At 71.9% G+C, this 18122-nt stretch carries 17 protein-coding genes and 1 pseudogene; 12 read left to right on the top strand and 6 right to left on the bottom strand.

Annotated features, from left to right (window positions below; genetic code table 11):
- The first annotated feature begins 26 nt into the window (after positions 1 to 26).
- Positions 27 to 1259 (top strand): crotonyl-CoA carboxylase/reductase, encoded by a 1233-nt coding sequence (gene ccrA, locus FHX78_RS00100; protein WP_145865404.1) that lies wholly within the window; start codon positions 27 to 29, stop codon positions 1257 to 1259.
- Between the two features lie 98 nt (positions 1260 to 1357).
- Positions 1358 to 1552, top strand: a complete 195-nt coding sequence (locus FHX78_RS00095; protein WP_145865403.1) for an antitoxin — start codon at positions 1358 to 1360, stop codon at positions 1550 to 1552.
- A 200-nt stretch (positions 1553 to 1752) separates the two neighbouring features.
- On the opposite strand, the gene FHX78_RS00090 is transcribed toward FHX78_RS00095, so the two are convergent.
- Together FHX78_RS00090 and FHX78_RS00085 are read right to left on the bottom strand one after the other, a co-directional pair.
- Complete coding sequence (locus FHX78_RS00090; RefSeq protein ID WP_145871513.1) at positions 1753 to 3237, bottom strand: class I adenylate-forming enzyme family protein; 1485 nt, start codon at positions 3235 to 3237, stop codon at positions 1753 to 1755.
- Positions 3237 to 3485 carry an acyl carrier protein gene (locus FHX78_RS00085; RefSeq protein ID WP_145865402.1) on the bottom strand — a complete coding sequence of 83 codons (249 nt, stop codon included), beginning with the start codon at positions 3483 to 3485 and terminating at the stop codon, positions 3237 to 3239. The genes FHX78_RS00090 and FHX78_RS00085 overlap by 1 nt, the downstream gene beginning before the upstream one ends.
- 325 nt (positions 3486 to 3810) lie before the next feature.
- Between FHX78_RS00085 and paaA the strand changes: the two genes are divergently transcribed.
- From paaA to FHX78_RS00040, 9 genes and pseudogenes are all read left to right on the top strand, one after another.
- Positions 3811 to 4818 (top strand): 1,2-phenylacetyl-CoA epoxidase subunit PaaA, encoded by a 1008-nt coding sequence (paaA, locus tag FHX78_RS00080; RefSeq protein ID WP_145865401.1) that lies wholly within the window; start codon positions 3811 to 3813, stop codon positions 4816 to 4818.
- Positions 4815 to 5126, top strand: coding sequence for a 1,2-phenylacetyl-CoA epoxidase subunit PaaB (gene paaB / locus FHX78_RS00075; RefSeq protein WP_145865400.1), 312 nt, complete (start codon positions 4815 to 4817; stop codon positions 5124 to 5126). The genes paaA and paaB overlap by 4 nt, the downstream gene beginning before the upstream one ends.
- A 70-nt stretch (positions 5127 to 5196) precedes the next feature.
- Positions 5197 to 5925 carry a 1,2-phenylacetyl-CoA epoxidase subunit PaaC gene (gene paaC / locus FHX78_RS00070; protein ID WP_229924093.1) on the top strand — a complete coding sequence of 243 codons (729 nt, stop codon included), beginning with the start codon at positions 5197 to 5199 and terminating at the stop codon, positions 5923 to 5925.
- Positions 5922 to 6434, top strand: coding sequence for a 1,2-phenylacetyl-CoA epoxidase subunit PaaD (paaD, locus tag FHX78_RS00065; protein ID WP_268257226.1), 513 nt, complete (start codon positions 5922 to 5924; stop codon positions 6432 to 6434). Before paaC ends, paaD begins: the two co-directional genes overlap by 4 nt.
- A gap of 8 nt (positions 6435 to 6442) precedes the next feature.
- A complete protein-coding gene (locus FHX78_RS00060) occupies positions 6443 to 7579 on the top strand; it encodes a 2Fe-2S iron-sulfur cluster-binding protein (protein WP_229924087.1) in 1137 nt (378 codons plus the stop codon).
- A 146-nt stretch (positions 7580 to 7725) separates the two neighbouring features.
- Complete coding sequence (locus FHX78_RS00055) at positions 7726 to 8502, top strand: SDR family oxidoreductase (protein ID WP_145865396.1); 777 nt, start codon at positions 7726 to 7728, stop codon at positions 8500 to 8502.
- A gap of 25 nt (positions 8503 to 8527) precedes the next feature.
- Positions 8528 to 9376, top strand: coding sequence for a tryptophan 2,3-dioxygenase (locus tag FHX78_RS00050; RefSeq protein WP_145865395.1), 849 nt, complete (start codon positions 8528 to 8530; stop codon positions 9374 to 9376).
- Positions 9366 to 10163 (top strand): annotated as a pseudogene (locus tag FHX78_RS00045) (alpha/beta hydrolase family protein); the annotation flags it as partial. The gene FHX78_RS00050 and the pseudogene FHX78_RS00045, both read left to right, overlap by 11 nt.
- Before the next feature lie 479 nt (positions 10164 to 10642).
- Positions 10643 to 11902, top strand: coding sequence for a kynureninase (locus FHX78_RS00040; protein ID WP_145865394.1), 1260 nt, complete (start codon positions 10643 to 10645; stop codon positions 11900 to 11902).
- A gap of 1355 nt (positions 11903 to 13257) precedes the next feature.
- Here FHX78_RS00040 and FHX78_RS00030 read toward each other — a convergent pair.
- The 4 genes from FHX78_RS00030 to FHX78_RS00010 all read right to left on the bottom strand — a co-directional run bounded on the left by FHX78_RS00030 (position 13258) and on the right by FHX78_RS00010 (position 17340).
- A complete protein-coding gene (locus FHX78_RS00030; RefSeq protein ID WP_145865392.1) occupies positions 13258 to 13692 on the bottom strand; it encodes a hypothetical protein in 435 nt (144 codons plus the stop codon).
- Between the two features lie 7 nt (positions 13693 to 13699).
- A protein-coding gene (locus FHX78_RS00025) for an IS5 family transposase (protein ID WP_425282228.1) occupies positions 13700 to 14661 on the bottom strand; the annotation gives its coding sequence in 2 pieces (ribosomal slippage) (positions 13700 to 14268 and positions 14268 to 14661; 963 coding nt in all).
- Positions 14662 to 14705: 44 nt separating this feature from the next.
- Complete coding sequence (locus FHX78_RS00020; protein ID WP_229924245.1) at positions 14706 to 15176, bottom strand: lysozyme family protein; 471 nt, start codon at positions 15174 to 15176, stop codon at positions 14706 to 14708.
- 1321 nt (positions 15177 to 16497) lie between these two features.
- Positions 16498 to 17340: an ArsR/SmtB family transcription factor gene (locus tag FHX78_RS00010; RefSeq protein ID WP_145865389.1), complete on the bottom strand. Its 843-nt coding sequence runs from the start codon at positions 17338 to 17340 to the stop codon at positions 16498 to 16500.
- A gap of 412 nt (positions 17341 to 17752) precedes the next feature.
- Here FHX78_RS00010 and FHX78_RS00005 point away from each other — a divergent pair, with 412 nt between their 5' ends.
- Positions 17753 to 18097 (top strand): hypothetical protein, encoded by a 345-nt coding sequence (locus tag FHX78_RS00005; RefSeq protein ID WP_145865388.1) that lies wholly within the window; start codon positions 17753 to 17755, stop codon positions 18095 to 18097.
- The last annotated feature ends 25 nt before the right edge of the window (positions 18098 to 18122 follow it).

Genomic DNA, 18122 nt, shown 5'->3' with positions numbered 1-18122 from the left:
TTGAGCACAGGCTGAGGAGAACCAGCGTGAAAGCGACGACCCAGGAACTCTACGAACTCGGCGACGCGCCCGAGATCGGCACCGCACCCCGGCGGATGTACGCCTCGCTCATCCGCCGTGAGCGCTACGGACAGCCCGTCGACGCCTTCCGGACCGAGGTGGTCGACGTGCCGCCCGTGGGCCGCGGACAGGTCCTGGTGAAGGTGATGGCCGCCGGCATCAACTACAACAACGTCTGGGCGGCGCTCGGTTCGCCGCTCGACGTGATCGCCGCCCGGCAGAAGGCGGGCGCCACCGAGGACTTCCACATCGGCGGCTCCGACCTGTCCGGCATCGTGTGGGCGGTCGGCGAGGACGTGCGCGGGGTGAAGCTCGGCGACGAGGTCGTCGTCCTCGCCAACCGCTGGGACGAGCGGGCCGAGGACGTCCGGCTCGGCGGCGACCCCACCTGGTCCACCAGCCAGCGGGTGTGGGGCTACGAGGAGAACTACGGCTCCTTCGCCCAGTTCGCGGTCGTCGACGACTACATGTGCCACCCCAAGCCGGCCCGGCTGTCCTGGGCGGAGGCCGCCTGCTACATGGCGACCGCCGCGACCGCCTACCGCCAGCTCTTCGGCTGGCCGCCGCACACGGTGCGCCCCGGCGACCCGGTACTGATCTGGGGCGGCGCCGGCGGCCTCGGCAGCATCGCCATCCAGCTCGTCCGGCACGTCGGCGGCATCCCCGTCGCCGTCGTGTCCAGCGAGGAACGCGGTGAGTTCTGCCTCAAGCTGGGCGCCGAGGGCTGGATCGACCGGCGCCGGTTCGACCACTGGGGGCGGCTCCCGGACGCCTCCGACGACGAGGCGATGGGCCGCTGGCTGTCGGGGGCCCGCGCCTTCGGGCGGGCCTTCTGGGAGGTGCTCGGCGAGCGCCGCAGCCCGCGCATCGTGCTGGAGCACTCCGGCGCCGACACCGTCCCCACGTCCCTGTACCTGTGCGACAACGGCGGCATGGTCGTCCTGTGCGGCGGCACCACCGGCTACAACGGCGACGTCGACCTGCGCTTCCTGTGGATGCGGCAGAAGCGCCTGCAGGGCTCGCACGTCGCCACCGCCCGCGAGGCACGCGAGGTCACCCGGCTGATCGACCAGGGCATCATCGACCCGTGCCTGTCCCGGACCTTCGATTTCGACGAGATCGGCCTCGCCCACCAGCTCATCCACGACAACCGGCACCCCGCGGGCAACATGGCCGCACGGGTCGGCGACCGCGGATGAGACAGGGGGCGGCGGTGAGCCGGCCCCGGTGATTCACGCGCGGCGGGAGGGGTACCTGCGGCGGAGACCGACGCACGCGCACTTCCGGGAGGTATCCCATGGGCAAGCTGGGCGACATGATGAACAAGGCCAAGCAGATGGCCAAGGGCCACCCCGACCAGGCCGACAAGGGCGTCGCGGGCGCCGAGCGGGCGGTCGACCAGCGGACGGGCGACAAGTACGACGCCCGGACCGACAAGGCCGCCGACGCGGTGCGGCGCTCCTACCGGGACGGCGGTACGCACGAACGCTGACCCGGTGACGAACGGCTTCCCGTCCCCGGTGCGACGCCCCGGGGACGGGAAGCGCCTGTCCAGCCGCCCGCACCGGACCAACCGACGACGGGCCACTGCCCGGCAAGGCGGGGCACCGGGATACGGCAATGGCAACGGCCGGCGGCGGACGCAACGGGGACACGTCCCCGCCCACCGTCCACCGCCGGCCGTCGCACGCCTCACACCCGCAGCACCTTCTTGATGATCTTCCCGGCGGGGTTGCGGGGCACCTGCTCGATGAACTCCACCCGCCGCGGACGCTTGTACGGCGCGAGCAGCCCCGCGACATGCGCGAGCAGCGCCACCGCGCCCGCTTCCGCACCCGGCTCCAGGGCCACGTACGCCAGCGGCACCTCGCCGTAGTCCTCGTCGGGCATCCCGACGACCGCCGCGTCCCGGACCGCCGGGTGGGTCATCAGGGCGCGCTCGATCTCCGAGGGGTAGACGTTCTGGCCCGCGCGGATAATGACGTCCTTCGTGCGGTCCACCAGGCTGATGCGGCCCTCCTCGTCCATGAAGCCGAGGTCGCCCGTCCTGATCCAGCCGTCGAGGGTGATCTCCCGGGTGGCCTCGGGGTCGTTCCAGTAGCCCTGCATGACGCCCGGCCCGCGCACCACGATCTCGCCGATCTCACCGCGCGGCAGCTCCCGGCCGCCCTCGTCCACCGCGCGGGCGGACATGCCCGGCACGACCCGCCCGCACGGGATGCGGGCGGTGACGTCCCCGGGGGCGGGGTGCTCGTCGGGGCCGAGCGTGACGAACGGGCCGCCCACCTCGGTCATGCCGTACACCTGCCGGAAGCCGCAGCCGAGCCGCTCGACCGCGTCGGCGTAGACGTCGAGCGGCATCGGGGCCGCCCCGTACAGGATCTCCCGGAGTGAGGACAGGTCGGTGCGGTGGGACGCCCGGGCCTGGAGCATGAAACGCAGCATCTGCGGCACCAGCCACATGTGCGTGGCGCGGTGCCGCTCCACCGCCGACAGCGCCCGCTGCGGGGTGAAACCGGGCATCAGCACGACCGTCGCACCGGCCGCCAGGTAGGTCAGCGACACGACCATGCTGCCGTGGTACAGCGGACAGCAGTTGACCATGACGATGTCGTCGGTGGGGCGGGCCATCACCAGCCAGCCCAGGGCGATGGCCCGGAACGACGCGCTGTCGACGGTGACGCCCTTGGCCTGCCCGGTGGTCGCCGAGGTGTGCAGCACGGCGATCGGGTCGGTGTCGGCGACGTCCGGCAGGTCCCGCTCGGCGGCCAGCGCGCCCAGCGCCGCGAAGGCGGGCTTGTCGAGGGCCAGCCGGATCCGCACCGACGCCGGCAGCTCGGGGTGCCGGTCCAGCAGCTCGGACTCACCGAGGACGGCCACCGCCCCGACCCGCTCGACGATCCCGGCGACCTCGGGCTCGGCCAGGCTGTGGTTCAGCGGCACGAACAGGGCGCCGAGCCGGGCCAGCGCGAAGTAGCTCTCCAGGACCTCGATCCGGTCCTTGGAGAGCACCGCGACCCGGTCACCCCGCTCGATGCCCAACTCGGCCAATCCCCGCGCCAGTTCCAGGGTGCGATCGTGGAACTCGGCCCAGGTGACGCTGCGCTCCTCGTCCACCAGCGCGGTCCGGCCGGGCCGGCACTGGCGGTTGCGCTCCAGCAGTTGCGTCAGCCACATCACGCACCGCCGCTCGCACCGGCGGCCGCCCGCTCGGCCACGAAGCGCTCGTAGTCGCCGATCGTGCGCAGCTCCTCCATGTCCTGGGCGGTGATCTCCACGCCGAGCCGCTGCTCGACCAGGAGGACCAGACGCACCAGGTCCCCGGAGTCGATGCCGCTGGCGGCCAGGTCGACGTCGTCGCCGACCTGGTCGGCGTACTCGGCCGTTCCGGTGAGTTCGACCAGCAACTCCCTGATGGTGCTCATGGTGTTCCCCTTTCGCCTCGGCGTGCCGGCCGCCGCGCGGTGTACGACTGTCACCCCCTGGAGAGGCGGACACGGACCGTTCTCACTCCCCGGGCCGGCCCGTGAGCTTTGTCACGCGCCCCAACCCCGAGCGGCGGGGATAGCCGACCCCCGCACGCGCCCTCTTACCGCAATGAAGCCACCCGCTCCGCCCGGCCCCGCACGGGCGGTCCCGAGCCGAAGGAGTGATGCGCGTGCCCAGGCAGCCGGTACGGGTCCGGGCCCCCGGACGGTGCCCGAAGTGCCGCACCGCCACACCGGACCCCGGACGCGGGGACGGTGCCCGGTGACCGCGCCGACCACCGCCCCCGCACCTGCGGAGAGCGAACTGCTCGCGCATTTCGACGCGATCATTGCCGGCGGTGAAGCGGTCGAGCCGCGGGACTGGATGCCTGATGGCTACCGTCGCATGCTGGTGCGTCAGATCGCGCAGCACGCCCACTCCGAGATCATCGGTATGCAGCCGGAGGGTGTCTGGCTCACCCGTGCCCCGTCTCTGCACCGCAAGTCGGTCCTGCTGGCCAAGGTACAGGACGAGGCCGGGCACGGCCTGTACCTGTACTCCGCCGCCGAGACGCTCGGTGTGGACCGCGCCGAGCTGCTGGACGCCCTGCACCACGGCCGGCAGCGCGCCTCGGCCACCTTCAACCACCCCGCGCTGACCTGGGCGGACACCGGAGCCATCGCCTGGCTGACGGACGGCGCCGCCGTCATCAACCAGGCACCCCTGTGCCGGACCTCCTACGGGCCGTACGCCCGGGCGATGCGCCGTGTCTGCCAGGAGGAGGCCTTCCACGTGCGGCAGGGCTACGACCTGATGCGCGCCCTGTGCGAGGGGACACCGCGGCAGAAGGAGATGGCGCAGGACGCGGTGAACCGCTGGTGGCTGCCGGCGGTGGCGCTGATGTTCGGGCCGCCCGACACCGAGGCGGGCGGCGCGGACACGCGGACCGCCGCGCTGGGTGCTGCGGTTTCCCGTCGTGCGATCGCCTGGGGCATCAAGCGTCACACCAACGACGAACTGCGCCAGCGGTTCGTCGACAGTTGCGTCCCGCAGGCCGAGCGCCTGGGCTTGACCCTGCCCGACCCGGCGATCCGGTGGAACGAGGAACGCGGCCATTACGAGTTCACGCCCGTCACCTGGGACACCTACCGCGAGGCGCTGGGCGAGGACACCCACTGGGCGCGGGAGCGGATCGCGCACCGCAGGGCGGCGCACGAGGACGGTGCCTGGGTGCGAGAGGCCGCCGCCGCGTACGCGGCCGGTACGGCGGCGGGAGGTGAGGACGGGTGAGCGGTGTGCGGGAGGGTGCGCCGGCGTCGTGGGAGGTGTTCCTGCGCTCCCGACGGGGTCTGGCCCACCAGCATGTGGGGTCGGTGCGCGCGGCCGGCCCGGACGCGGCTCTGGCTACCGCGCGGGATCTGTATCTGCGCCGGGGTGAGGTGTTGTCGCTGTGGGTGGTGCGTTCCGACGCCGTGCACACGGCCTCCCCGGACGAACGCGACCCGTACTTCGCGGGTGCCCGCCACAAGCCGTACCGCTACCCCGAGCAGTACGCGCCGCTGACCGAGGAGGGCCGTGAGGGTGAGCACGACGAGTGAGGCGGCGGTGGTGTCGCCGGACTCCCTGCCGCATGGGCTGCCGTCCGGCACCGCCGCTCTGGCCCGGCTGATGGTGCGTCTCGGTGATGACGCGCTCGTCCTGGGTCAGCGTCTGTGCCAGTGGATCACTCGCGCGCCGACGATCGACGAGGACCTGGCCCTGTCCAACATCGCCCTCGATCTGATCGGTCACGCCCGTGTCCTGTACACCCGTGCCGGGCAGCTCGACGGATCCGGCCGCTGCGAGGACGACTTCGCCTACACGCGCTCGGCACGGGAGTTCACCAACACGCTGCTGGCCGAGCTGCCCAACGGGGACTTCGCGGTGACCGTGGCCCGGCAACTCGTCTACACCCATTACGCCGTCCTGTACTACGAGAGCCTCGCGCGCTGCGCGGATCCCGGTCTTGCCGCGTTCGGGGCGCGTGCGGCCAAGGAGGTGGCGTTCCACCGGATGCACGCGGACCGCTGGACGGTGACGCTGGGGCGGGGCACCGGGGAGAGTGCCCGCCGCATGCAGCAGGGCCTGGACCGTGTGTGGCCGTACGCCGCTGAACTCTTCGAGGAGGACGAGGTACTGGCCCGCCTGGCCGTGCGGGATGTGGTGTTGTCGCCGGCCGTGCTGCGGGAGACGTGGCTCGGCGGGGTGAGCGGCGTTGTCACGGAGGCGGGTCTCGCCGTGCCTGCCCCCGCTTGGTCGGCGTCGGGTGGCCGTTCGGGCCTGCATTCGGAGGAGTTCGGCCCGCTGATCGCTGAACTGCAGTCGGTGCGGCGGGAGTTTCCCGGGGGGACGTGGTGAGCGGGCCCGCGCCGGCCACGGTCCGCCGGTCTGCCGGGGAGGTGCGTGAGCGGGTGGCGGCTCTCCCGGATCCGGAACTGCCGGTGATCAGTCTGGGCGATCTTGGTGTGGTGGGCTCCGTCGCTCCGGGCGTGGACGGTGTGCTGGAGGTGGAGATCATGCCTACCTACCTGGGGTGTCCCGCCCTGGGTGAGATCACTGCCGCGGTGCGGGATGTCCTGAGGGCCTGTGGGCATCCCGAGGGCCGGGTCCGGCAGGTCCTGTCACCGCCGTGGACGACGGACCGTATCACTCCCGAGGGGCGCCGCAGACTTGCCGCGCACGGCATCGCCCCGCCCGTGTCCCCGGCCCCCACCGGCCCGGTTCCCGTCGAGCTGGGCGCGGTGCCCTGCCCGCGCTGCGGCTCTCGGGCGACCCGGCCGCACGCTCCGTTCGGGCCGTCCCGCTGCCAGTCGGTGCTGTGGTGTGCGGGGTGCCGTGAGCCCTTCCCTTACCTGACCGCGCTGTGAGGTACTCCGTGAACACCGTCACCGCCCCGTCCGCCGCCTTCGGCGGGGTACCGGCCGGCCCGCCCCGCCGTACCGGCTGGTACCCGCTGGAGGTCACCGAGGTCCGTCAGCTGGGCGCCGGCACGGTGGCCGTCACCCTGGACGTGCCTGCCGCGCTGCGTGACGTCTTCACCCACCATCCTGGCCGGCACGTGACGGTCCGGTACCGCGAGGCCGGTGCCGAGCTGCGGCGCAGCTACTCGGTGTGTCCGCCGCCGCACGCTCCCGGGATGCTCCGTCTGGTGATCAAGCGGCTGGGTCCTGGCGGGTTCGGTGACTTTGCGGTCACCCGGCTCGCCGCGGGTGACCGGCTGGAACTGTCCCCGCCCACCGGTGATTTCGCCCTGCCGGAGCTGCCCGGTGGTCACCATGTCCTTCTCGCGGGCGGTACCGGTATCACTCCTCTGGCTCCGATGGCTGCTCGTGTGCTGCGCCGGGATCCGGCCTGCCGTGTCAGTCTCGTCCACTCGGTGCGTACGTCTGCCGATGCGGTGCTGGCGGATGAACTGGGCGAGTTGAAGGACGAGTTCGTGGACCGTTTCACCGTCCTGTATGTGCTGACGGGCCAGGAGCGGGGGAGCGGGGGCGGGGTGCTGGGGCAGCGGCTGGACGCGGGCGGGCTGCGGCGCCTGCTGGCGGCTGTGGACGCCCGTCCCGGCCCGGACACCGCGTTCGCCCTGTGCGGGCCGCCCGGTCTGGTCGGCACCGCGCGGCGGGTCCTGGCGGAGTCGGGTGCCGACCCGTCGCTCGTGCGGTGGGAGCTGTTCACCGCCGGCGCCGGACCGGTCCGGTCTCCGGAGCCTGCGGGACCGGTATCGCAGGTGGGACAGGCCCGGGTCACCGCTGTGCTCGACGGGCGCCGCCGGACCGCCGCCGTCCTGCCGCAGGACCCCTCTCTCCTCGACGCGCTGCTGCGCGCGGACCCGGATGTGCCGTATGCCTGCCGTGAGGGTGTGTGCGGCAGCTGCCGGGCGAGGGTGGTGTCCGGGCAGGTGACGGCGGACCGTCAGTTCGCCCTGGACGAGGGGGAGCGGGCGGCCGGTTTCACGCTGGTCTGCCGGGCACGCCCGCGTACGGCGGAGGTCGTTGTCGACTTCGATGCCTGACCCGCCGACCACGTCTATTCCGCCGACCGTGCTGTCCGCCTGCTCCGCCGTCACACCGGGCCACCGGACGAGGCCCGTCCCTACGGTCCCGCACCGCCCGCTTCCCTCCTGTCCCGCCTCCCTTTTTTGAGTGAAGGAGATCCACGATGACCGTCACCGCCCGGCACGAGGGGAAGACCGCTCTGGTCACCGGGGGCAGCCGAGGTATCGGCAGAGCGATCAGCCGCCGTCTCGCCCGGGAAGGGGCCCTGGTAGCGGTCCACTACGGCCATGACCAGGCGGCCGCGGAACGCACCGTGAAGGAGATCGAAGCCGACGGCGGCCGTGCCTTCCCCGTGCACGCCGAACTCGGTGTGCACGGGGACGCCGACACCCTGTGGGCGGCCTTCGACCGGGCCCTGGCCCGCGAGGACGCGCCTGCGGGCGTGGACATCCTCGTCAACAACGCAGGGATCACCGTCCCCCGCCCGATCGCCGCCGTCACCGAGGCCGACTACGACCGCGTCTTCGCCATCAACACCAGGGCACCGTTCTTCATCATCCAGCGCGGCCTGCCCCGACTGCGGGACGGCGGCAGGATCGTCAACATCTCCTCCGTCGCGACCCGTGTCGCCTTCCCGGCGATCGTCTCGTACACCATGACCAAGGCCGCCCTGGACTACCTCACCCTCTCCCTGGCCCAGGAACTGGGCCCGCGGGGTATCACCGTCAACGCCGTCGCACCCGGCTACACCGAGACGGAGATCAACCCCACCCTCGCCGTCCCGGAAATCCGCCGCCGCTACAGCGAGGCCTCCACCTTCGGCCGGCTCGGTGACCCCGTGGACATCGCCGACGTCGTGTCCTTCGTGGCCAGTGACGACGCCCGCTGGGTGACCGGCCAGTGGATCGACGCCTCCGGCGGCGCCCACCTCGGTGTGTGACCCCTCCGCACCCCTAGGAGATGCGATGAACGACCGCACGTCCGCCCCCGATGAGCCGGTGACGGGCGACGCCCTCACCCAACCCTTCGCGGGCGCCAGCCCCTACGACACGTATGTGCACGCCTCGGTGCTGAACTCGCTGCAGCATCCCCTCACCGAGGCCCCGGACGAGATGGGGTTCCTCGTCACCACCCAGGTGATGGAACTGTGGTTCACCCTGATCGTGCACGAATGGCGCACGGCCCGGGTGGCGTTCGCCAAGGACGACCTGCCCGCGGCCATGGACGCGCTGGAGCGCAGCCGCCGCGCGCTGAAGGCCCTGGGCGGCTCCTGGGCGCCCATCGCCGCGCTCACTCCTGCCCGGTTCAACGGATTCCGGGCCGCGTTCGGCCAGGCGTCGGGCTTCCAGTCGGCGATGTACCGGCACATGGAATTCCTCCTCGGCGACAAGTCCGCGGGGCTGCTGCGCGCCCACCGCGGTGACCCGGCCGTGTACGAGGCGCTCGCGGAGACCTACCGTGAACCGTCCCTGTACGACGAGGTGCTGGCCTACCTCCACCGTCAGGGCCTGCCCGTCCCGCAGCACGTCCGCGAGCGGGACGTGACCACCCCCTACACCGGCGACCTGGGGGTCGTGGCCGCCTGGCGGCACGTCTACGCCGGTCCGTCGTGTCATCCGCATCTGGCGTTGGGTGAGCTGCTCACCGATATCGCGGAGCTTGTCACGCGTTGGCGGTTCGAGCATGTCCTGGTGGTCCGTCGTGCGATGGGTGCCAGGGCGGGTAGTGCGGGTTCGGCGGGGTTGGTCTGGCTGGAGGAACGGGCGGCCCGTCGGGTCTTTCCTGACCTGTGGGAGGTACGCGGTGACGTCTAGGGTGGTGTCGGTTTTCGCTGCTGAGGAGGAGCGGCGTGTCCTGGGTCTGAAGCCGGTACTGGCACCGGTGCACGGCCGTTACGGTGAGCATCCCCATCAGTCCTATGATGCCTGGTTTTCGGGTACTGCCGGTGCTCCGCTGGTGGTTCTGCTGCACGGCGGCTACTGGCGTTACGACCGCATGCACCTGACCCCGTTCGCGGCGTGGCTTTCCCAGCAGGGTTTTGATGTGCTGCTTCCCGGTTTCCGGCGTTCCGGTGGTGCGGGCGGTTACCCGGAGACGTTCGATGATGTCGCCCGCATTGTGGATACCCTGCCCCAGGGGCGGCCCTACGTGCTCGCGGGTCATTGCTCGGGCGGGCATCTGGCGTTGTGGTGTGCCGCGCGGGGGCTGCTGCCGCCCGGCTCGCGCTGGCACACCCGTACCCTTCCGGGCGGTGTGCTCGCTCTGGCGCCGATCACCGATCTCACCGCCACCCGGCGTGACGGTCTCAGCGACGACGCGGCGCTGCAACTCCTGGGCGGGGAGCCGCACTTCACCGCACGGCTGCCGGAGGTCGACCCCCTCAGCCTCCTGCGGAACGCCGGCACCACCGGGGTGCCCACCGTGCTGCTGCACGGCGCCGCCGACGAGGAGGTCCCTCTCACCCAGTTCAGCGACTACGCGGCCGTGCACCGCGACCTCCAGACGGTCGTCCTGCCCGGCACCGGCCACTACACCCTCATCGAGCCGGGCGCACCCGGCGCCCGCGCGGTCGCCGACACCCTGCGGTCCATGACCGCCGCCCTCCCCCCGCAAGGCACGGTCCAGGCAGCCGAGGAAGGCACGGATGGCCGGACGGCCGAGGAAGGCACGGATGGCCGGATGGCCGAGGAAGGCACGGGCGGCCGGATGGCCGAGGAAGGCACGGGCCGGACGGTCGAGGCAGGCACGGGCCGGACGGCCGAGGCAGGCACGGGCTGGACGGCCGAGGCAGGCGCAGGCCAGGCGGCCGAGGAGGGCACGGGCGGCCGGACGGCCATGGAAGGCGCAGGCTGGACGGCCGAGGCAGGCACGGGCCGGACGGCCGAGGCAGGCACGGGCTGGACGGCCGAGGCAGGCGCAGGCCAGGCGGCCGAGGAGGGCACGGGCGGCCGGACAGTCGAGGAAGGCACAGGCCGGACGGTCGAGGAGGGCACGGGCTGGACGGTCGAGGCAGGCACGGGCGGCCGGACGGCCAAGGAAGGCACAGGCTGGACAATCAAGGAAGAAAGGGCGGCACACCGATGACCACCGCCCTCACCCCGCCGGCCGCCCTGCACAACGAGGCCGTACAACTCGACACCGCCGACCCCCTGGCCCCCCTCCGCACCCGCTTCCTGCTCCCGCCGGACGTCGTCTACCTCGACGGCAACTCCCTGGGCCCCCTGCCCGCCGCCGTCCCGCCCGCCCTGGAAGACGTACTGCACCGCCAGTGGGGCACCGCACTCATCGGCTCCTGGAACACGGCCGGCTGGTGGGAGGCACCCCTGCGCGTGGGAGACACGATCGGCGCCCTCATCGGAGCCGCGCCGGGGCAGACCATCGCCGGTGACTCCACCAGCGTGCAGCTGTTCACCGCACTGGACGCCGCCGCCACGCTCCGCCCGGACCGGCCACTGCTGGTCACCGACCCCGGACACTTCCCCACCGACCGCTACCTGACACACGCGGTCGCCCGCCGCAGAGGCCTCCAGGTACACCACGTCTCCCCAGCGGACCTCCCGCGCTTCCTCGCCACCGAAGGCCACCGGACCGCCGTCGTCAGCTACGCACCCGTCGATTTCCGCACCGGCGAGCTGTACAGCATGCGGGCGCTGACCCGGGCCGCCCACGCGGCCGGCGCCCTCGCACTGTGGGACCTGTGTCACGCGGCCGGTGCGCTGCCCCTCGACGTCGACGCCCTCGGCGTCGACCTGGCCGTCGGCTGCGGCTACAAGTTCCTCTCCGGCGGCCCCGGCGCCCCCGCCTTCCTGTACGTGGCGCACCGCCACCACGACCGCCTCGACACGCCGCTGCCGGGCTGGACCGGCCACGCCGACCCGTTCGCCCTGGCCCGCCACTACACGCCCGCCCCCGGTATCGCCCGCGCCCGCATCGGCACCCCGCCGATCCTGTCCCTGCTCGCCCTCGAAGCCGCCCTCACCGCCTTCGACGGCGTCGACCTGAACCAGGTCCGCGCCAAAAGCCTGTCCCTGACCGGCTTCTTCCTGCGCTGCACGGACGAACTCCTCACCCCCCTGGGCTTCACCCCCGTCACCCCGGCCGACCCCGCCCGCCGCGGCAGCCAGGTCACCCTGCGCCACCCCCACGCCCGCGGACTGGCCACCGCCCTCGCCGAACACGGCGTCATCGCCGACATGCGCGCACCCGACCTGCTGCGCTTCGGCGTCAACGCCCTCTACACCAGCCACCAGGACCTGCTCACCGCCGCCCTCGCCCTGCGCGACCTCACCCGCAACGCCGCCTACGACCCCGCACCGCCGGCCACAGGCCCGGTGACCTGACGGCCTCCCGTCCCCCCGGTCCCCCCGGTCCCCTCATCCCCCTCATCCCCCTCATCCCCCTCATCCCTCCCGTCCCTCCCGTCCTTCCCGGCCGGCCCGGTCGGCCCGCAGGGGGCGCCTGCCGCCTCCGCCCGGCCGGCGGGGCGGACGGCCCCACAGGCCGGACTCCACCTCGTCCCGCACACACAGCCGGGCCCGCCCCCTGCTCACCGCGGCCTCCCCACACGACGGCCCGAGACGGCCCGAGACGGCCCGAGACGGCCCGAGACGGCCCGAGACGGCCCGAGACGGCGCTCCACCGCACGCAGCAGCAGCGCACCGCGCACAGCACCGGCCCGACCCGGCCGGCCGCAACGCCAAGCACCGTTGCGGCACAACCCTGGTAATGCTTTCGTCGAGCCGCCGGAGGGTGAGGAAGGCCTGGGCGGCGGTGACGAGGCTGCTGCCGTTCCTGCCGGTCAGCAACAGCAGTTGTGGCAGGCGGCGGGATCACCGGCAGGTGAGCGACCGGATGTTGCACCGTGCGCGGACCGGCATGCGCCGACAGGATCCTCCCGAACGCTTCGGCCCGGTGGAAGACCGCCTATGAACGCCACCGCATCCGCTCGGCCCACGGAACCCGGGAACGCCTGCGACCAGCAGGTCCAAGCCCGAGCCGCCGATACGGCCGGGAAGATCGACGGGGACAGCCCGGCCGACTCCACCACCGCGCGGGCCCACCAGCATGCCGACGGCGCCGGCGCCGGTGCCGGCACCGAACCGCCGCCGGCATCTGCCTCAAAGAGCAACCCAGCGGCAGAACACCAGGGCGAAACGCCGTAGCAGAACCCCCTCGGCCACCTGATGGAGGCAGTCCCGGAGGCGAAGGCCCGGGGCGCTCGCAGGGCGGGTCCACCAGCAAGCACCCCCGAACACGCATGGCCGCTCCCGCTCCCGCCCGCTCCCCGCGTCACGCCGGGACAACGAGCGAACTGCACCCAGCTCACACGCATGCTGGACAAAATCCACGTCCCCCGCATCAGGCCGGGCCGGCCACGCAAGAAGCCCGACAGCCTCGCAACAAACAGGCATCACAGCAACGGGCCCCTGCCCCGCCGGTATCCGCCCCCCAGGGGCATCCGGCACACGATCCCGGAGAAGACCGACAGCCAGACCGCCCACCCTGCGCAAAAGCTCACAAGAAGGACGGCCGCCCGGGCACACCCAGGACCGCTACAAGAAACGCACCACCATCGAACGAGCGGTCAACCGTCCGGAACAGTCCCGAGCGGCCGCCACACACTACGGCCAGCGCGGCTACGTCTTCCCCGGCACCACCACAGCGTTCCGTCGCGATCTGCCTCCGAACGCGACCCCTACGCGACCCAGCAGCAGACGTTCCGGCCCCGGCGCCGGGCGCTGCCGACGAAAGCGGCCAGATCACCCAGGATCACTATGGCGGTCTCCGTGCCGATGACCTCGCCGTCCTCCGCCCGCTGCAAAGACCACGCGACAGCGGCATCCTCCAACTCGGACCGCTCGGCCCCGGCGAGCACGGCGGACAGGCGAGGCGAGACCGCGAAGACGACGCACCCGTCATCGTCCTGGCCGGCGACGAGGCGAGGCTCACCGGCCTCGACGAGTTCCTCGTAGCTGCCGCCGGAAAGCAGGCACTCCCACTCGACCACAGCTACCTCGGGATCGAAATCGCCGAAGGAAAGCGACTCGAAAGCGCGTCGCGGCCCGGCCCGAAGAACCAGTGCCGCTGACACGTCATCCGCAGCCGCGAAGAACTCGACGACGATGCTCACCCCGGCATCATGCCGGACCACCCACGACCATGACCGGCCGGACAACTCCTACCCGACGTCCGAGTCGTGCTAGGGCCTGTTGTGAAAGTGCTGGTCGCAGCCACTCGTTGATGGCTGCGACCAGCACTGTCGCTTCGTAGCGGACGGCGAGTTTGTCGTACCGAGTGGCGACGGCCCGGTGGCGCTTGAGCCGGTTGATCCCGCACTCGACCGCGTGCCGTTGCTTGTAGTCGTCTTTGTCGAACTTTGGCGGGCGCCCGCCCTGCGATCCACGCTTGAGGCGGTTGCGGACTCGGTCCGCCGGAACCGGAATGGTGGCCTTGATGCCGCGTCTGCGCAGGTAGGAGCGATTGCCGCGGGAGTCGTACGCCTTGTCGGCCCGCACTCGGTCCGGGCGCTTGCGCGGCCTGCCGGGCCCCAGCCTCGGAACCCGGACGGCTTCCAGGACCGCTTCGAACTGCGGGGAGTCGCCCCGCTGCCCGGCCGTGATCACGACGGACAAGGGCTTCTGCCCTTGCTCGACCGCGATGTGGATCTTGCTGGTCAGTCCGCCGCGGGAGCGTCCGAGGCCGTGATCGGCTGGCTCGACGAAGATCCCGCCGGGCGGCTCCTTCTGGAGGTCCCCCTTTTCGCCGCTCCGGCGGCGTACTGGTGGGCCCGGCAGACGGTGGAGTCGACGTTGACCTCCCAGGTGATCAGGCCCTTCGCGTCCGCCTCGGCCTGGAGCTTGGTGAGGATCCTCGCCCAGGTGCCGTCCCGCTGCCAGCGTCGGAACAGGTCATAGACCCGATCCCAGGGCCCGTAGCGTTCGGGCACGTCCCGCCAGGGAGCACCGGTCCGGGTCCGCCACCGTATGCCGTCTATCAGCTGCCGCCGCGTCCACACCTGCGGCCGACCCGGCTTGATGCCCGTCGGCAGCAGAGGCTCCAGCCGGGCCCACTGGCCGTTCGTCAGATCCCCACGTCCCACAGGACGTGATCATCAACGAACAAGATCTACTTCCGCAACAGACCCTAGTCGTGCGGCGTGCCGGCGCGTCCGAGGGCTTCGGCAGCCCGTTCCTGGTGGGCGCGGTAGCGGCGCAGGTACGACCGTGCCATCGGGCCGGGCGGTACGCCCCGGGCGAAGGCACGCATGTTGCGTTCACCGGTGTTGTAGCCCAGGGCCAGGAGCTCGTCACGGGTGTAACGGCGCACATGCCCCTTGGGAAGGCTGTGGTCGAGGTCCTTGAGGTGCAGGGCGGCTGTGCGGATGGCGAAAGCGGGGTCATCCCGCAGGTCCTGCCATCGGCCCGGCAGACGATGCGTGTGCCGGACCCGCTCGAACGTCGCCCGGTGCATGTTGGCCAGACCGAAGGACGCCTTGGGTTTCCACCACTGCCACAGCCGCTCCAGCAGGGGATGGTGCGGTTTGTAGGCCTCGTTGTGGAGCACCCCCATGACCAGCAGCGGCGAAACCCCGGCCTCCCGGGCAGCGCGTACCACGACTGCCGCGTAGTCGGCCGGATCGTAGCCACCGGGCCGCAGCGGCGGCGTCCGAGCATCCTGACGGCCCGCCGTCCGCGCCCCTTGCCCCGCTGCCGCTGCCGCTGCCGTTTCCGCTGCCGGTCGTCCGGCCATCGTCGATCACCCCTCCACCACTGTGAGGTGCATGTGCCCCCGCACCCCTGACCCAATCCCTCCCCTCCCCGCCGCGGACGAGGACCCAGACCCCACAGCATCACCACAGGCGTCCTGCCCGGCCAGCCCACCCGCCCATGCCGTCGAAAGGCACCCCGCCGACCACCAGCCGATGGCAGCAAACACCCCAGCCCACGGCCATTGGAACCTGACGGCGGCACCACGGGACAACCACGGCACCACGGCACCACGGCACCACGGCACCACGGCACCACGGCACCACGGCACCGGCGCGCCAGCGCGCCGGCCGCCGTCGGCCACCGGCCGCCGCGGATACCGCACACGACCCGCCCCCTGGCGCGGCAGAAACCGCACCGCACGCACAACTTGCCCCACTACGCCGCATGACGCACAACCAACCACGCGAACCGCACCACCGGCCCAGCACACCGCGCGACACACAACCGACCAGGCGAAAGCCGCAGGCCCGCCCCTGCACCCGCCGCACACCACAGCGCCTGCCCCACCAGGCGCGCCCCGCCCGGCGCCGACCGCGAAAACACCCGACGACGAACCCCGCAAAAGACCAAAGCCGGCCCCACCCACCCCACCCCGCACCATTCAACTCAACGAGCACTGAGCCGTCCGGCCGCGTCAAGCACGACCTCCGCATCCCCCCACGCCACCACCCCCGAGCCGGACAGGAGGGCGACGAACGGAACCCCACCGCGCAACTGACGCCGCTCGCACTCCCCCTGGACCTGACAGCCCGGACGGCACTGCCCCGGCGCCGCGACGATCACCTGCACCGCGAGGTCCCGCAGTGGCCGGCCCCGGCCCGGCCTCCGCTTCGCAAACCCTCCTCGCCCACAACAACGCCCTGCGCAACGAGCGGCCGCTCCACGCCCCAGACACCACCCCACCCACCCACCCCACCCACCTCACCCGCCCCACCCCGCCCCACCAGCCCCCGTACCCCGACGACCCCACACCCCGACCCTGCACGGCCAACGACACCACCCACCCCTCCACCCCGCCCAGCCGCACCAGAACACACCACCCCACCCTCTGCACGACCGCCGCTCACCCCACCAGACAGGCGCCGCACAAGCACCAGAGGGCACAGCATCACGCGGCCACGGAGGCCACCCCGAGACCTGCCCCAACCAGCCCGCAGCCAGCAGCGCTACCCGGCCGGACCCTTGAACAACTCCACCAGCGCAGCCCCACGGCCGGTCAGCCGCTGGCGCACCTCACGGCCATAACGCTCCCGCTGAAGCAAACCCACCGCCCTCAGATACTCGCAGTGGTAGGTAATCGTGCTGACCCCCGTATTCAGCACACGAGCCAGCTCACTGACCGTCGCAGGCGGCCGCACCGAGCGAAGCACACCCGCCCTGACCGGTCCCAGCAGTCGAACGAGACCGTCCTCACCCACCGGCTGCCCTCCCGGAGAGCCAAGACGCCCCAGCCCGGGCAACGGGTAGCTGAACCAGACCACATCATCACGGTCGAAACTGTGCATCGAGGCCGCCGCACCGAAGACCACGGGAACCAGCACCAGCCGACGACCCCCGAGCTCGAAGACCTCCCTCGCACACCGCGGCAGCTCAAGCACCCCGTCCACGTACCGCACCCGAGGGCCCAGACCGGTCAGCACCACACCGAGGTTCTGGCTGACCACAGCGGAACCCACCCGCTCGGCCTCCCTGCCCAACAACGCATCCGCCCGCACCCACAACGGCTCCAAGCGCCGCCAGGCCGCGTCGGCCACCTCGTAGTACGCGGCGAGAAAGCGCCCAGGGTCATCCAGCACCCTCTGCCAGCTCCGGGGCACCACGGCACCGAACCGCCCGGTCACCTCAGCCACGAGGCCCTCCGGCCCGACCTCCCGCAACTGCGACAGCACACTCTCCATACGGGCGGCGCGCACATCACCGGTCAGCGCCAACACATCGGGCAGCCAGCCGTGCCCGGGCCCGAACAAGGGACGGATCACCTCGGCCGAGGCGGGCAGAGCGGATTCCACGGCGCTCCGCCACCGCCCCGGCACCCCCTGCCGCACACCTCCCAGCACCTCCTGCAACACGGGGAAGAGGCTGGCGCCAGGAGCCCGGGCCACCTCCACGCGCACCTCGTCCAACGGCCCCAGTAAGAGACGACTGCCGGTCACACCAACCCCCGTCGTGAACGTAAAGCGTCGTCCGTGCTCCGACGAGCACAACACCGTCCGGCCGCATGCCCTTCCCCCGGACGCCGGTTCCCGGCCACCACGGCGGACGGCCGCGGCAACGTTTCGACGATCCCCGAAAAGCTTGCACAGCACCCCACCACGGACGACGCTGCCCGCACCAGGGAGACCGCCCCGCCAGGGCCTCCCCAAACCCATCAGGGGGAATCAGAAAGTGCACCAGACGAGGTCACGCCCACTGACCAAGATCATGATCACAGCCGCAGCGGGCATCATGGCCGCCGCCGGCATGGCCGCTCCGGCCACCGCGGCCCAAGCCCCGCAGACCAACCGGACGAACACCAGCGCCCAGTTCGAAACGGTCACCACCTGGATCCAGGGCAACGTGCGCATCGGACCGTCCACGGGCTACCGCATCGCCTACACCGTCGCGGCAAACCAGAACCTCACCGCCGTGTGCTGGCTCGAAGGCGGCACCGTCTCCGCAAACGGCTACACCCACAACAAGTGGGTCTACCTCGCGGACGACAACTACATCTGGGGCGGCCTGCTCACGGGCAACGAAGTAGGCAACGTCAGCTCCCGCTGCTGGTAACCCACCCACCGCTCCCGCGCCCACC

Origin of the sequence: Streptomyces capillispiralis, from assembly GCF_007829875.1 — a bacterium.
Lineage (GTDB): Bacteria > Actinomycetota > Actinomycetes > Streptomycetales > Streptomycetaceae > Streptomyces > Streptomyces capillispiralis.
Note: the sequence above shows the minus strand (reverse complement) of the source record. Positions and strands in the feature narration are given on the sequence as shown.